The organism is Actinorectispora metalli, from assembly GCF_056323685.1.
The window spans coordinates 4,040,324-4,054,492 of the sequence record NZ_JBREYE010000001.1; the positions used below are offsets into that span (position 1 = coordinate 4,040,324).

Here is a 14,169-nt window from a genome sequence, read left to right on the forward strand (position 1 = left end):
GTGAAGGCCTGGCCGGCCCATGTGCGCATTGCGCGGGCCGGACAAGATCCGTTTGCGGATTTCGTCGTTATGACAACGGGATCGGCGGTCGCGGGTCGTTCATGTCGGAGCCCTACGATAAGCGCCCGGTGCGAGACAAACGGAGGATCCGGATAGGTGGACGTTGTCACGGACCTGGTCGCAGAGCTGCTCAGGCAGCTGCACCGGCAGTTCGGCGCCACCGTCTGCCCCGGTGACTGGGCCATCACCCTGACCGTGGCCGGTGCGTTCTTCGCGGGCTTCCCGGCCGCGGGCGCCGTGCTCGCGGCACTGATCCGCAAGTTCACCGGCAACCGCTACCACGTCGGCACGGTGACCGTGTTCATCGCGATCGGCGCCGTCTTCGGGTTCCTGTTGCCCTGGCTGATGTTCAGCGCCAGTGAGTATCTGGTCACCAGCGGCCAGCGAGTACTCGGCGGCTACTTCGGCTCCTCGTACTGCTACCTGCCGCCGCAGGGCGCCTACTTCCGCGAGGCCCCCTCGGTGCTGCGTTCGGTCACCGACCCCGGCGACTTCGGCGTCGCGGGCTGGGTCGCGCTGCTGGGCGTGACCTTGCTGCCGCTGATGTCCTGGCCGTTCATCGCCCTCCAGGGTCGCGCCGCGATGCGTCGCGGCCCCGGCTGGCCGATCCGGCTGTTCTGGCTGCCGTTCGTGCTGCTGGTGTTGTTCACCGGTGACCTGAGCAGCACCGTCGTATCGCACCTGTGGGCGGGCTTCCTGCCCGCGAGCATGCTCGGCGCGATCGTGGTGTGGCTCTTCGGCGCACCGCCGTGGTCGGTGATCAACCGATCGGCGAAACCCGAGCGGGAGCCGAAGGCCCTCCAAGCCGCCCAGCCCCAGCAGGCCCAGGGCGCGCACCCGTACCAGGCTCGGCAGGCACTGCCTCCGTACCAGCAGCCGCAGCCCTCGGCGCAGGCCGTGCCGCCCTACCAGCCCGCGCCGCTCGGATACCACCCGATGCCGCCCACCGGGCCGCCACGGCAGCCGCACCGGCCGACCGCCGTGATGCCGGACGCGGCCGCCGCGCTGGCCCAGCCGCCGCCCGACGCGGGCGGATTGGCCGCCACGCCGGGTCCACTGCCGTTCGCGGTGCCCGGTGCGCCCGCCCCGGTGGGGATGACCACGCAGAAGGCAGGCGATTCGGGCTGGATTCTGACCGGGGACCGCTTCGAGCGGCTCTCCAAGCTCGGACAGGGCGGTTTCGGCTCGGTCTGGCTGGCTCGGGACACCGATCTGGACCGCAGGGTGGCGATCAAACTGGCCCACGCCCCCGACGAGGAGACCGAGCAGCGCATGCTCCGCGAGGCCAGGGCGCTGGCCGCGGTGCGCCACCCCAACTGCGTGCGGATCTACGACATCGTGCGCGGCGACGGCGGACTGGCGATCGTCATGGAGTACATCGAGGGCGGCACGCTCGCCGACGCTGTTCGCGAGGTCGGCGTGCTGGACGACTTCGCCGCCGCCCGGTTGTGGTCCACCATGGCGGGCGCGTTGGTCGCCGCACACGCCCAGGGCGTGCTGCACCGCGACGTCAAGCCCACCAACGTGCTGCTGGACGGGTCCGGCCTGGCGCACCTGATCGACTTCGGCATCGCCCGCACCAAGGGCGACCGCACCCTCACCCGCACCGGCCTGATGGTCGGCACACCCGACTTCTTGGCGCAGGAGGTCGCCGCGGGCAGCGCCGCCACGCCCGCCTCCGACGCCTGGCAACTGGCAGCCACGGTCAGCTACGGCATGACCGGCAAGTCCCCACGCGGCCGCCGCAGCGAACCCGGCGTGGCTCTACTGGCCGCTGCCGAGGGTCAGGCGTGCATCAACCTGCCGAAGCAGAGCGCCCACTACCAGCTTTTGTGCAGCGCCCTGGACAACAACCCGGCCCGCCGCCCCACGCTCCAGTTCATCCAGCGCGAACTCCAGACCTGGCTCACCCGTCGCGGCCAGTCCGTGGACGGCCCGGTCACCACGGTGGTTCGCCCTCCGGTGTAAATCCGGTTGCCCGCTGGGCGCGGGGACCGGAGGATGCCCCGGTGCTGATTCGCCGGGAACGACCGCAGGACGCCGATGCCGTGGCCGCCGTCCACACCGCCGCCTTCGGCAAGGACACCGCCGATCCGGTGGAGCCGAAGCTCGTGGAGTGGCTGCGCGCCGATGAGGGCTGGATTCCGCAGCTGTCCTGGGTGGCGGAACTGGACGGCGAAGTGGTCGGGCACGTCGTGTGCACGCGCGCCGTTGTCGAGCCCAGCGGCGGCGCGGCGTTGGGGCTCGGCCCGCTCGGCGTGCTGCCTCAGCAGCAGGGCACGGGTGTGGGCAAGGCGTTGATGCACGCGGTGATCGGCGCGGCCGACGCGCTGGGGGAGCGGCTGATCGTGCTGCTAGGCGACCCGAAGTACTACTCCCGCTTCGGTTTCGAGTCGGCGGACCGCCATGGCATCGAACCACCGGTGGCGGACTGGGCGCAGTATTTCCAGGCGCTCCCACTCACGGCATATGAACCGTCCCTGCGCGGCAGGTTCCGTTACGCGGCGCCTTTCGACCGGCTCTGAAGCTTCCTGATCTCGGCCGCCATGTCCTGGCAATCGGAAGTGGACCGCTTGGCCGCCGCTTCCGCCAACGGAGATAGCCGATCGATCACACGCTTGGACCCCATCTTCTCCGCGTCCTTCAACAACCCCTCAGTCATCTTTATGGCAACATCGGTCTCACCGACGGTCACATGCGCTATCGCCAGCTTGGTTTGCTCGAAGAGTTGACTTCGAGCTGTCGCCGAGCCGCGTAGACGGAGGGCGTGTTTAAGCGTTGCGATAGCGGCTTCGGGCTTGCCGCTTGTCTCCAGTTGGGCGAAACCATCCGTTGCGAAGAGATCCGCCTCGGTGAACTGCTGCGCCCATCCGTATGGTCCGCCGCTGGACTTGAAATGTTGGTGGGTACGACGTAGGGCCTTCTTGGCTTCCTCATGGAGCCCGAGATAGCTGTATGCCCTCATGCAGTTGGAGGCCAGAACCGCCACCGCCATGGGGTTTCCGCTGGCGTATGCGGCTTCTTCACCCATTTGGAAGAGTTTCAACGCCGCATCGGCATCTCGGTTGTGTAGATCGATCCGACCAGCCTTGGATAGCAGACCGGCGATCTCGCCTTGGTCGCCAAGGATCTTCGCCAGCTCCAGGGCCTGGCCGTAGAAGCGTCGCGCCAGGCTCTGCTGCCCGATGTCGAACGAGGTCCAACCCGCGACGGACTGGGATCTGATCACTGCTCGGATCAGCTGCGGCCGGACCTTGTCATCGCAGTCGGAGTCGAGGAGGAGAACAGCCCATTTGGCGTGGCCCACAGCGGCGGCGTGTAGCGCACTTCCGCCGTACTGCGCGTCGATGGCTCGCAACGCGTCCGAGGCCTTCTGCATGCGCACCACATCGGTGAGGCCCACCCGGCCGGGTATCGGGGTCCTGGCGTCGGCGGTGAAGAATTCGCCGAGACCGATCTTGGGGTCGATCTGGGTGCCGAAGACCAAGACCGCCCCGAGATTCACGAACTTTCGCCGCTGCACGTCCTCGTCCTCCTCACCTCCCGCCTGCGGCGGGCCGGAACCTGGGTCGTACGCCACTCCCCTGTAACCACGGGGTATGCCGAGGCACTCCGAAATTCGGACGAGCAGGTCATAGGACTGAACCTTGCGTCCCCTCATGATTTCGCTGACCTCGGACTGCGCTCGGCCGCAGAGAGTGGCCATCCTGCGCTGAGACACCCCGTTTTCCGACATCAGTCGGAAGACCGCCCCGATGTCCTGTCGGCCCAGGGCGATCCGCATCTCCGGCAGTTCCCACAGCTTCTTGGGTGGCCGTTTCGTGTGTTCGCTCATGCGCCCGATATCGGCTTCCGAAGTAGCGGAGTGCGAACTGTCATCACTCAACGTATCGTCTGGTGCGACGAGCGGTAGTCGGCCGATCGGTTGAACCGATCGTTAAACGGCAAATCGGCCGAATGGCCGTTTCAGCGGCGGGGGAGATGGCCGAAAATCGCGAGCTTTCTGTCGTACCCCTGTGCGAGCGTGGGGGTGTGTCCGTCACCCAAACCCCGGTCAGCAGCCGGCCCTCACCCGCAACGACCGGCCTGCTGGCCGGTTTTGCCGCGCTCGCGGTCGTCTACGTCGTATGGGGCTCGACGTACTTCGGCATCCGCCTCGTCATCGAATCGGCCCCGCCCATCCTCTCCGCGGGCTTCCGCTTCCTCGCCGCGGGCGTGCTGGTGGCGCTGCTGGTCCTGATCATGTCCGGACCACGCAGCCTGCGCATGGACCTCCGCCAGTTCGGCACCGCCGCCCTGGGCGGACTGCTGCTGCCCGCCATCGGCAACGGCGGCGTCACCATCGCCGAACAGCAGGTCGCCTCCGGCCTGGCCGCTCTGCTGGTGGCCTCCGTCCCGCTCTACGTCGCCGTGCACCGCTGGCTGCTGGGCGACCGCCCGTCCGCCAAGACCCTCGTCGGCGTGGCGATCGGCTTCGGCGGCCTGATGATCCTGGTCCTCGCGGGCAACCACGCCGGTTCCGCCGGTACCCACGGCTCGGCCTGGTGGGGGCCCTGGGTGATCCTGCTGGCCGCGTTGGCCTGGTCCATCGGCACCGTCGCCACCTCGCGGCTTCCCGTGCCGCCCAACGTCTTCGCCCTATCCGCGGTCCAGATGCTGGTCGGCGGCCTGATCATGACCGTGACCGGGTTCGCCGCGGGCGAGCCGCTGCACCTGTCCCAGATCACCGCGACAAGCTGGTGGGCCTGGCTGTACCTGGTGCTGGCGGGCGGCGCGGCGATGGTCTGCTACGCGCTGGCGATCAAGCGCCTGCCGGTGTCCACGGTGGCCACCTACGCCTACGTCAACCCGGTCATCGCGGTGCTGCTGGGCGTGTTGTTCGCCAACGAGAGCTTCAGCCTCAGCCAGCTTGTCGGCGGCGCCGTGGTCCTGGTCGCGGTGGTGCTGGTGGTGCGGGCCGAACGCCGCTGAAAACTGTCAGACCCGTTTGGCACCATGCACACCGTGCACACGATGACCTTGGCCGCGGCCCGCCGCACCGCGCTGGCGGCGCAGGGCTTCGCCGACCCGCGCCCCAGCGGGCCGGTGTCCCGGCGTCACCTTCAGCGCGTGCTGGCCCGCACCCAGCTACTCCAGTTGGACAGCGTCAACGTGGCGGTCCGCGCGCACTACGCCCCGGTGTTCAGCAGGCTCGGCCCGTACAGCCGCGACCTGCTGGACGAGGCGGCCTGGTCGCATTCGACCAAGCGCCCCAGGCTGCTGGTGGAGTACTGGGCGCACGAGGCGAGCCTGCTGCCGGTGGAGGACTGGCCGCTGCTGCGCTGGCGCATGCGGCACTACGCGAGCCTGCGGGGCCGCTACTGGAAGGTCATGGAAGCCGCTCCCGGGCTGGGCGACGAGGTCATCGCCGCCGTCAAGGAACTCGGCCCCATCGGCGCGGGCGCCTTGGAGCGCGAACTGGAACGCCACCCGCCGACCGGCGTCCGGGGCGGCTGGTGGAACCGCTCCAACACCAAGATCGCCTGCGAGTACCTCTTCTCCGTCGGCGAACTCACCACCGGCACCCGCCGCGGCTTCCAACGCCTCTACGACCTGCCGGAACGCGTCCTGCCGCCCGAGGTCATGGCGCACCGCGACCTGGACGACGAGGAGGCCGCCCGCCTGCTGATCGAACGCTCCGCGCAGGCCCTCGGTGTGGCCACCGAAACCGACCTTCGCGACTACTACCGCCTCGGGCCCGCCCGCTCCCGGCAGGCCGTCGCCGAGTTGGTGGACGCCGGTGTCCTGGAGCCCACCCAGGTGGCGGGCTGGGCCAAACCGGCCTACCGGCACCTGGAGGCCCGCACCCCGCGCAAGGTCTCCGCGCGGGCCCTGTTGTGCCCGTTCGACCCGTTGATCTGGGAACGCGACCGCACGGAACGCCTCTTCGACTTCCACTACCGCATCGAGATCTACACGCCCGAACCCAAGCGGACCTACGGCTACTACGTCTTCCCTTTTCTGCTGGACGACCAGCTGGTGGCCCGCGTCGACCTCAAGGCCGACCGCTCCGCCAGGGTGCTGCGCGTCCCCGGCGCGTTCCTGGAAACCCACACCGACCCCAAGCCCTTCGGCCTCACCCTCGCCGACCCCGGCCGGGTGGCCGAGGAACTGGCCGCCGAACTCCGCGCCATGGCGCTGTGGCTCGACCTGGACGAGGTGCAGATCGGCGAGAAGGGCGACCTGGCCCCCGCTCTGCGTCAGGCGGTTGCCAACTCCACCTCGAACGCCCTCTGACCTACGGGACGCGCCCGCCGGAGTGAGCGCACGGTATGTGGCCGTGTCATCACTCATCGTGGTCCAATGGCAGGGTGGGGGTAGGGCATTCGGCCCTGAGCCGACCTGGGCAGTGCGTGCTGGGCTGAGCGCGCAGTCGGTCACGGAAGGGGAGTCGGGAATTGGACGCACTTTCCACGGCTTCCGCTGGTCATACAACCGTGCCCATTACCGCTATGCGATCGCCGCGGTCGCCCAGCGAACCGACCTCACCACGGACGGGAGCGTCCAACCATGGCTTGCATCGGCTGCCCGTGCGGCGATGAACTCCAGCGGGCCGCAGAACCACGGGAGCCAAGCCCCGCACATCACCTGACCGACTCAACCCCGGAGTCCGCCATTGGTCAGCTACGAGCAGGCTGCGCTTCGGCTGCTGCTCTCCGGCGGACGGTGCGGGCGAGAATCCCCAAGGTGGCCTTGAGGGCGGATTCGGGGACCACCGGGAAGGTGATGCGTTGCTTCCACTCCGGGTCGATCTCCGACCAGTCGTAGTAGGACGTGACGAGGGTGCCGTCCTGGGCAGGCTCCAGCCGGTAGCCGTAGATGTGACGGACATAGGGCCGGATTCGGCCCTCGACGGTCCAGGCGATCTCCTCGTCAGGGACGAGCTTGGTGATGACAACCTCGACGTCGTACTTGCCCAGGGGCAGGTCCCCGAGGGCTTCCCGGTCCATGTGGACCACGAACCGGTCGCCAGCCCGCTTGACCGGGTCCCCTTCGGCGTCCATGAGCATCCCCGAGGCGTCGATGTCCACGTGGCCCTTCGGATCGGTCAGGACCGCGAAGACCGCGCCCACGGGGGCGGAGATGTGTCGGGAGACCTCGATCCGTTCGAGGTGGGCGCTGGGCTCGTTGGCGCTCATCACGTCGTTCCTTTTCTCAGGGGGACGCGGTCGATTCTCTCAGGGTGACCCGGCCGACGAGGGAGCGGCGGCGGCAATGCGGGCAGGCGCGGGTGATCAGGCAGCGGAGATCCCGGGAGGCCGAACGGCTCCTCCCGGGACTCGCCGCGTGCGGCGTCAGACCGCGGCCGTGGTGACCACCGCGGATCCGGTGGCCGTGTGGGCGCGCAGGCGGACCGACGGCGCGGTGCCCTCGGGGGCCTGCTGGGAGACGTCGAGTTCGCTGCGGGCGTGGCCGATGCCGGAGGAGACATCCACGTTGGCGCCCGCGCCGGGGCGGATGCCGACCCGGACATCGCCGGTGCCGGTCTGGAGGTCGATGGTGCCCGCGGCGGCGTCGGCGACCGTCACGTCACCCGCGCCGGACTTCACCCGCAGGTCGGCCTGCACGGCGCCGAGCCAGATGTCGCCGCTGCCGGTCATCACCGAGGCGGCCTCGCCGATCGAGGAAGCCTCGACATCGCCGGTGCCGGTCTTGATCCGCAGCGGGGACCGCACCGGACCCAGCTTCACGTTGCCCGCGCCGGAACGCACCGACGTGTTGCCCGTCGCGCGGTCCACCTGCACCGAACCGGTGCCGGTCGCGACGTCCACCGAACCCGCCTCGCCGCGCACCGACACCTCGGCGGTGTCCGTGCCGACGGTCAGCGAGGAACCGGCGGGCGCCAGCACCGTGATGACCAGCGGCACCGTGCGCAGCAGAAACTCGCGCGGGCTGGTCACGACCAGTCGCTTGCCCGCCAACTCGATCCGGGTGTTCGCGACCGCCTGCGCCGCAAGCTCTTCCCTGCTCTGGCCCTTGAACTGGCTGCCGACCTGGGCGCCGACCCAGCCCAGCAGACCGGAGATGCCGCCGGACAGCGCGTCGCCCTGCTGTTCCTTCACGGCGACCGCGACGTGCGCGGCCAAGCCGCCCTCGACCTGCTCATCCACGAAGTTGATCTCGGTGAGGCCCGCGCCGACCCGCACGTGCACGTCCAGCGGTCCGTCGACCGTGAAAGGCTGCTGCCGGGTCACCGGCTGCACCTCGATGCTGTTCTCTTCCATGCTCTCCACCCCTCAGTGCGTCAGCCCTGTACCCAGCCCTTGATGCGGTTGCCGCCGCCGTGTTCCGGCTGCGGCCACTGCCGAGGGCCCTTGTTGTGCAGCGCGCCCTGAACGGCCTGGCCGAGCCAGGTGTTCAGCGAGACGCCCTGCGCCGCGGCGGCCTGTTCCGCCTTGGCCTTGAGTTCGTCGAAGATCCGCAGCGTCACGCGGCTCACGTCACCGCCGAGCGGCGGTGCTTCCGCGGTGCCGGTGTCGCCGCCCGCGGCGGTCACCGAGACGGCCACGTCCCTGCCGTCCAGCCGGACCTCGACGACCTGCCCGTGCAGCGACGCGGTCACCTCCGCGGCCAGGTCGGACAGCGCGTTCATGATCGCCAGCCTGGCGGCGGGCTCCAGCGCCACCGACAGCACGCTCGCCGAGCGCTGCGTCTGCTCGTCCCCGGCCGCGGCCGCCGCCGCGAGGTCCTGCCGGAGACGCTCGATGTAAGGCGTCAGATCCATGACGCCACTATGACATCAGAATTGACGTCATGCAACCGTCAAGCTGGTGTCGCGAGGGTGAACGTCACATCTGGCCGCGACACGCCGTACACCCGACCGGGGTGTGCGGTCGCCGTATTACGCTGCCCGGAGCCACCGGGAAAGTGGCTGATCAAGAGCGTGGAGAAGGGGCGGGGAAGTGGCAGAGACGGTGGCGCCGCGGGTGCAGTTGATCGCCAAGACCGAGTTCTTCCCGCCGGCCGACGTGCCGTGGACGACCGACGCCGACGGCGGCGAGGCGCTGGCCGAGTTCGCCGGGCGGGCCTGCTACCAGTCCTGGAAGAAGCCCAACCCCAAGACCGCCACCAACGCCGGCTACCTGCACCACATCCTGGAGGTCGGCCACCTCTCCGTGCTGGAGCACGGGGTGGTCAGCTTCTACCTCACCGGCATCTCCCGCTCGCTGACCCACGAGCTGATCCGGCACCGCCACTTCTCCTACTCGCAGCTGTCCCAGCGGTATGTGCCCGAGCGTGACGCCGCGATGGTCGAGCCCGAGGTGATCGCCGACGACCCGGAGCTGCACGCGAAGTTCCTGGCCGCCGCGGAGGCGAGCGTGCAGGCCTACAACGAGCTGCTGGAAGGTCTGGAGAAGCGGTTCGCCGACGTCCCGAACGCGACGCTGCGGCGCAAGCAGGCCCGGCAGGCCGCCCGCGCCGTGCTGCCCAACGCGACCGAGACCCGCATCGTGGTGACCGGCAACTACCGCGCTTGGCGGCACTTCATCGCGATGCGCGCCTCCGAGCACGCCGATGTGGAGATCCGCGCCCTGGCCGTGGAGTGCCTGCGGCAGCTCCAGAAGGCCGCCGCGAACGTGTTCGCGGACTTCGAGATCTCCACTCTGCCCGACGGCACGGAGGTCGCGTCCAGCCCAATGGTCCATGAGGGCTGACCAACCGGTCGCAAACATCTGCCTACCAATGGCTGGTGGCCAAAAGATGAAGCTTGTTTACGGTTGACGCCGTGAAGCTGACGCTTGATCTCCTGCCCGGCCGCTACGCCGTCGTCCGACTGCCCGCCGATGCCACCCTGCCACCCGAGTTGTTCCAGCGGCTCCAGGTCGGCGAGTTCGTCTCCCTGACCAGGACCACCGGCGAGTTGTCCGTCGTGTGCTCGGAGAAGCTCGCGCCGAAGGGCCGGGCCGAACTCGGCTGGCGCATCCTCGGCGTCCGCGGTCCGCTCAACTTCGGCCTCACCGGCATCCTCGCCGACCTCTCCGGCACGCTCGCCCAGGCGGGCGTGCCGATCTTCGCGGTCTCCACCTTCGACACCGACTACCTGCTGGTGCGGGACGGCGACCTGGAGAAGGCCATCACCGCACTGAGCACCACCGGTCACCGCGTCACCAGCCCCGCCCGCTGACTTCAGCCCGCCCCGCCACACCCGTGTGTGGTAACCGGGACTCCGATCCGGTTACCACGCACGGCAGGGTCGGCCCTGTGGGCGGCGACCGGACTTCCTCCCTCGGTTTGTCGCTCGGTCGGATTCGTGGGCGCGACAGGCTTCCGACCTGCGGCGATTCTCACGTCAAAAATCTTGGGCAAAAGTTGTGCGCGCCCGGACCCCCGTGGCTCCTACCTGTGAACGGCGAGGCAGCAGGCCTCGCCCGCGGGGTTTGAGGAGCTTGTCATGCACGACGTTCTGCGCAGGGCGATCGCTGTGGGCGGTCTGATCATCTCGCTCGGTCTCGGCGGCGCCCCCGCCGCCGGTCCGGCCGACAAGGTCACCGCCGCACCCGCGACCACGACCACCGTGCCGCCGACCACCACCAAGGGCGGGATCGTGTTCCACAACGCCGGAGGTGACGTCACCCTCGCCGTGAGCTGGTCGGAGGTGATCACCGCGAACCCCGGCTAGGGTGCCGGTATGCGCATAGCCCAGCGGGAACGCCAGGAACTGTGTGACCTCTTCGCCGAGGTGGGCCCGGACGCGCCGACGCTGTGCGGCGGCTGGCTCACCCGCGACCTCGCCGCGCACCTCGTGGTCCGCGAGCGCAGGCCCGACAGCGCACCCGGCATCCTCATCAAGCCGCTGGCCGCCTACACCGAGCGCGTCCAGCGCGGCTATGCGGCCAAACCGTGGCCCGAGCTGATCGACCTGGTCCGCACCGGACCGCCGGTGTGGCACCCGACCCGCATCGGACGCGTCGACGACCTCGTCAACACCGCCGAGTTCTTCGTGCACCACGAGGACGTCCGCCGCGGCCGCGAGGGCTGGCAGCCCCGCCCGCCGGAGCCGTACCGGGACGCCGCCCTGTGGTCGGTGCTCAATCGGATGGCGCCGCTGTTCTACCGAAAAAGCCCGTTCGGAGTGGTGCTGCGCACGCCAGGAGGCAAAGAACTTACGGCCAAACGCGGTCCCGACACCGTGTTCATCAGCGGACAAGCCGGTGAACTGCTCCTCTACGCCTTCGGCCGGGAGGCCGCCACGGTGTCATTCGACGGCGAACAACAAGCCGTCCTCGCAGTTCAGGGCCTTGATCGGGGACTGTGACGCAGCGGACGGAAGCCGTCCGGCGACGTGGGGTGGGCATGCGCGGAGGGATCGGCCCACTCGCGGTAGCGTCTCCACCATGACCGGATGCCCCACCGCAGCTCCCGGCCGACCATTCGGCCGCATTCTGACCGCCATGATCACGCCGTTCAACCGCGACGGAGCCGTCGACCTGGACGCGGCGCAGAAACTGGCTGTCCACCTGGTGGAGCTTGGCAACGACGGTCTGGTCCTCAACGGCACCACCGGGGAGAGCCCCACCACCAGCGACGCCGAGAAGGCAGACCTGGTGCGCGCCGTGGTGCAGGCGGTGGGGGATCGCGCCACCGTCATCACCGGTGCGGGCACCTACGACACCGCGCACAGCGTGCACCTGGCCGAGCAGGCCGCGGCCGCGGGCGCGCATGGTCTGCTCGTGGTCACCCCGTACTACTCGCGTCCCCCGCAGGCCGGTCTGATCGCGCACTTCACCACGGTCGCCGATGCCACCGATCTGCCGGTGATGCTCTACGACATCCCACCGAGATCGGTGGTGCCCATCGAGGTCGAGACGCTGTGCAGGCTCGCCGAGCACCCGCGCATCCTGGCCGTCAAGGACGCCAAGGGCGACCTGCGCGCCGGTGCCGAGGTGATGGCCGAGTCCGGCTTGGCCTACTACTCCGGCGACGACCCGCTGACCCTGCCCTGGCTCTCGGTTGGCGGCGTCGGCTGCGTCAGCGTGATCGGGCACGTGGTGGCCGACCAGATCCGGCAGATGGTCGACGCCTACGAGGGCGGCGACGTGACCACCGCCCGCGACATCAACTTCCGGCTGCTCAACGTCTACCGCGCGATGGCCCGCGCGGGCGGCGTGATCTTCTCCAAGGCGGCCGTCGAACTGCGCGGCATCCGCGTCGGCGAACCCCGGCTGCCGCTGCCGCCCGCCACCCCCGAGCAGCGGCACGGCATCGCCGCCGACCTCACCGAGGCAGGCGTGGAGCTTGAAGAGGAGCCCGCCAAATCCGCGGCCAAGGACCTCGCCGCCGCGCATGTCGCGGCCACCGACCTGGCCGCCGCCTACGTGCCGACCACGACCGCCCGGGTGCGTGACCGGTGAGCGCCACTGACGGTCCGGTCCCTCTCCGGCCCCCCGCGCCGCTGCCAGAGGGCGGCCTGCGGGTGGTGGCCCTGGGCGGCATCGGCGAGGTCGGCCGCAACATGACGGTGTTCGAGTACGACGGCAGGCTGCTGGTCGTGGACTGCGGGGTGCTGTTCCCCGAGGACGACGCGCCCGGCGTCGACCTGATCTTGCCGGACTTCCGCGCCATCGAGAACCGGCTGGACGAGATCGAGGCGGTCGTCCTAACCCACGGCCACGAGGACCACATCGGCGCGCTGCCGTTCCTGCTGCGGCTGCGCCCCGACCTGCCCGTGGTGGGCTCCCGGTTCACCCTTGCGCTGGTCGCGGCGAAATGCCGGGAGCACCGGCAGAACCCGACGCTGGTCGAGGTCACCGAAGGCCAGGCCACCAAGCACGGCGCGTTCGAACTGGAGTACTTCGCGGTCAACCACTCCATCCCCGACGCGCTGGCGGTCGCCATCCGCACGCCCGCCGGGTTGGTGCTGCACACCGGCGACATCAAGCTCGACCAGTTGCCGCTGGACGGCAGGCTCACCGACCTCGCGGGCTTCTCCCGCCTCGGTGACCAGGGCGTGGACCTGCTGCTGATCGACTCCACCAACGCCGAGGTTCCCGGCTTCGTCACCCCCGAGCGCGAGATCGGGCCGGTGCTGGACAACGTGATCTCCCGCGCCACCCAGCGCGTCATCGTCGCCTGTTTCGCCAGCCACGTGCACCGCGTGCAGCAGGTGTTCGACGTGGCAGCCGCACACGGCCGCAAGGTGGTGCTGGTCGGCCGGTCGATGCTGCGCAACATGGGCATCGCCGTCGACCTCGGCCTGCTGAAGGTGCCGGACGGGCTGATGATCGACCTCGACGAGGCGCTCATGCTGCCCGACGACAAGACGATCTTCGTCTCGACCGGTTCGCAGGGCGAGCCGCTGTCGGCGCTGTCCCGAATGGCGCGCGGCGACCACAAGCAGATCACCATCCGCGCGGGCGACACCGTCGTACTCGCGTCCTCGCTCATTCCGGGCAACGAGACCGCGGTGTTCGGCGTGGTCAACGGCCTGTCCCGGCTCGGCGCGCACGTCGTGCACCAGGCCAACGCCAAGGTGCACGTCTCCGGCCACGCCTCAGCGGGCGAACTGCTGTTCCTGTACAACTCGATCCGCCCGAGCAACGTCATGCCGGTGCACGGCGAATGGCGTCACCTGCGGGCCAACGCCGAACTCGCCACGCTCACCGGCGTGCACCCCGACCACGTCGTGCTCGCCGAGGACGGCGTGGTGGTCGACCTCGTGGACGGCAAGGCCCGGATCAGCGGCCGTGTCGAGGTGGGCCACGTCTACGTGGACGGCTTGTCCGTCGGCGATGTCGGCGAATCGACCCTGTCCGACCGCTTGGTGCTCGGCGAGGGTGGTTTCATCGCGATCACCGTCGCCGTGGACTCCACCACCGGCCGCGCGGTCGCACCGCCGACGATCTCCGGGCGCGGCTTCTCCGACGACCCGAAAGCGCTGGACGAGGTCGTGCACCTGGTGGAGGCCGAGCTGTCCCGCACCGAGGTGGAGGGCATCACCGACACCCACCGCATCGCCCAGTCCGTGCGCCGCGTGGTGGGCCGCTGGGTCGCCGACACCTACCGCCGCCGCCCGATGATCGTGCCCACCGTCATCCCGGTCTAGTCACCCGACAGGCAGGCTTATAAAGC

At 69.6% G+C, this 14,169-nt stretch carries 14 protein-coding genes; 10 read left to right on the forward strand and 4 right to left on the reverse strand.

From position 1 onward, the window contains the following. The first annotated feature begins 156 nt into the window (after window positions 1–156). Window positions 157–2,028: a protein kinase domain-containing protein gene (locus ACU6XJ_RS19005; RefSeq protein WP_476313207.1), complete on the forward strand. Its 1,872-nt coding sequence runs from the start codon at window positions 157–159 to the stop codon at window positions 2,026–2,028. A gap of 41 nt (window positions 2,029–2,069) precedes the next feature. Then, window positions 2,070–2,585: a GNAT family N-acetyltransferase gene (locus tag ACU6XJ_RS19010; protein ID WP_476313209.1), complete on the forward strand. Its 516-nt coding sequence runs from the start codon at window positions 2,070–2,072 to the stop codon at window positions 2,583–2,585. Here ACU6XJ_RS19010 and ACU6XJ_RS19015 read toward each other — a convergent pair. Beyond that, window positions 2,558–3,895, reverse strand: coding sequence for a helix-turn-helix domain-containing protein (locus ACU6XJ_RS19015; protein ID WP_476313212.1), 1,338 nt, complete (start codon window positions 3,893–3,895; stop codon window positions 2,558–2,560). The two genes, ACU6XJ_RS19010 and ACU6XJ_RS19015, sit on opposite strands and share 28 nt — an antisense overlap. 197 nt (window positions 3,896–4,092) lie before the next feature. Here ACU6XJ_RS19015 and ACU6XJ_RS19020 point away from each other — a divergent pair, with 197 nt between their 5' ends. Both ACU6XJ_RS19020 and ACU6XJ_RS19025 read left to right on the forward strand, forming a co-directional pair. Next, entirely contained in the window at window positions 4,093–5,031 is a 939-nt protein-coding gene (locus ACU6XJ_RS19020; protein WP_476313214.1) for an EamA family transporter, read from the forward strand. Between the two features lie 33 nt (window positions 5,032–5,064). Continuing rightward, entirely contained in the window at window positions 5,065–6,336 is a 1,272-nt protein-coding gene (locus ACU6XJ_RS19025; protein WP_476313216.1) for a winged helix-turn-helix domain-containing protein, read from the forward strand. A gap of 383 nt (window positions 6,337–6,719) precedes the next feature. Here the strand turns inward: ACU6XJ_RS19025 and ACU6XJ_RS19030 are convergent, their stop codons facing one another. The 3 genes from ACU6XJ_RS19030 to ACU6XJ_RS19040 form a co-directional block, all read right to left on the reverse strand. Further along, window positions 6,720–7,238, reverse strand: coding sequence for an SRPBCC family protein (locus ACU6XJ_RS19030; RefSeq protein ID WP_476313219.1), 519 nt, complete (start codon window positions 7,236–7,238; stop codon window positions 6,720–6,722). Window positions 7,239–7,394: 156 nt separating this feature from the next. Then, window positions 7,395–8,324 (reverse strand): DUF4097 family beta strand repeat-containing protein, encoded by a 930-nt coding sequence (locus ACU6XJ_RS19035; protein ID WP_476313222.1) that lies wholly within the window; start codon window positions 8,322–8,324, stop codon window positions 7,395–7,397. Window positions 8,325–8,344: 20 nt separating this feature from the next. Then, window positions 8,345–8,824: a toxin-antitoxin system HicB family antitoxin gene (locus ACU6XJ_RS19040; protein WP_476313224.1), complete on the reverse strand. Its 480-nt coding sequence runs from the start codon at window positions 8,822–8,824 to the stop codon at window positions 8,345–8,347. A 178-nt stretch (window positions 8,825–9,002) separates the two neighbouring features. On the opposite strand from ACU6XJ_RS19040, the gene thyX reads away from it, so the two are divergent. From thyX to ACU6XJ_RS19070, 6 genes are all read left to right on the forward strand, one after another. Next, window positions 9,003–9,755 (forward strand): FAD-dependent thymidylate synthase, encoded by a 753-nt coding sequence (thyX, locus tag ACU6XJ_RS19045; RefSeq protein ID WP_476313227.1) that lies wholly within the window; start codon window positions 9,003–9,005, stop codon window positions 9,753–9,755. A 71-nt stretch (window positions 9,756–9,826) separates the two neighbouring features. Then, complete coding sequence (locus tag ACU6XJ_RS19050; protein ID WP_476313230.1) at window positions 9,827–10,225, forward strand: ACT domain-containing protein; 399 nt, start codon at window positions 9,827–9,829, stop codon at window positions 10,223–10,225. A 267-nt stretch (window positions 10,226–10,492) separates the two neighbouring features. Then, the gene (locus ACU6XJ_RS19055) at window positions 10,493–10,720 is read left to right on the forward strand and encodes a hypothetical protein (RefSeq protein WP_476313233.1); all 228 of its coding nucleotides are present in this window, start codon (window positions 10,493–10,495) and stop codon (window positions 10,718–10,720) included. Between the two features lie 9 nt (window positions 10,721–10,729). Continuing rightward, on the forward strand, window positions 10,730–11,356 hold the full coding sequence (locus ACU6XJ_RS19060) for a TIGR03085 family metal-binding protein (RefSeq protein WP_476313236.1): 627 nt from the start codon (window positions 10,730–10,732) through the stop codon (window positions 11,354–11,356). Window positions 11,357–11,435: 79 nt separating this feature from the next. Further along, window positions 11,436–12,452 (forward strand): 4-hydroxy-tetrahydrodipicolinate synthase, encoded by a 1,017-nt coding sequence (gene dapA, locus ACU6XJ_RS19065; protein ID WP_476313239.1) that lies wholly within the window; start codon window positions 11,436–11,438, stop codon window positions 12,450–12,452. Continuing rightward, window positions 12,449–14,143, forward strand: a complete 1,695-nt coding sequence (locus ACU6XJ_RS19070; protein ID WP_476313242.1) for a ribonuclease J — start codon at window positions 12,449–12,451, stop codon at window positions 14,141–14,143. The genes dapA and ACU6XJ_RS19070 overlap by 4 nt, the downstream gene beginning before the upstream one ends. Window positions 14,144–14,169: the final 26 nt, after the last annotated feature.

What these genes read in the sequence shown, in the direction of transcription:
- ACU6XJ_RS19015 (WP_476313212.1), bottom strand. Translation starts at nt 3,895, where the DNA reads ATGAGCGAACACACGAAACGGCCACCCAAGAAGCTGTGGGAACTGCCG.
- ACU6XJ_RS19030 (WP_476313219.1), bottom strand. Translation starts at nt 7,238, where the DNA reads ATGAGCGCCAACGAGCCCAGCGCCCACCTCGAACGGATCGAGGTCTCC.
- ACU6XJ_RS19035 (WP_476313222.1), bottom strand. Translation starts at nt 8,324, where the DNA reads ATGGAAGAGAACAGCATCGAGGTGCAGCCGGTGACCCGGCAGCAGCCT.
- ACU6XJ_RS19060 (WP_476313236.1), top strand. Translation starts at nt 10,730, where the DNA reads ATGCGCATAGCCCAGCGGGAACGCCAGGAACTGTGTGACCTCTTCGCC.
- dapA (WP_476313239.1), top strand. Translation starts at nt 11,436, where the DNA reads ATGACCGGATGCCCCACCGCAGCTCCCGGCCGACCATTCGGCCGCATT.
- ACU6XJ_RS19040 (WP_476313224.1), bottom strand. Translation starts at nt 8,824, where the DNA reads ATGGATCTGACGCCTTACATCGAGCGTCTCCGGCAGGACCTCGCGGCG.
- ACU6XJ_RS19055 (WP_476313233.1), top strand. Translation starts at nt 10,493, where the DNA reads ATGCACGACGTTCTGCGCAGGGCGATCGCTGTGGGCGGTCTGATCATC.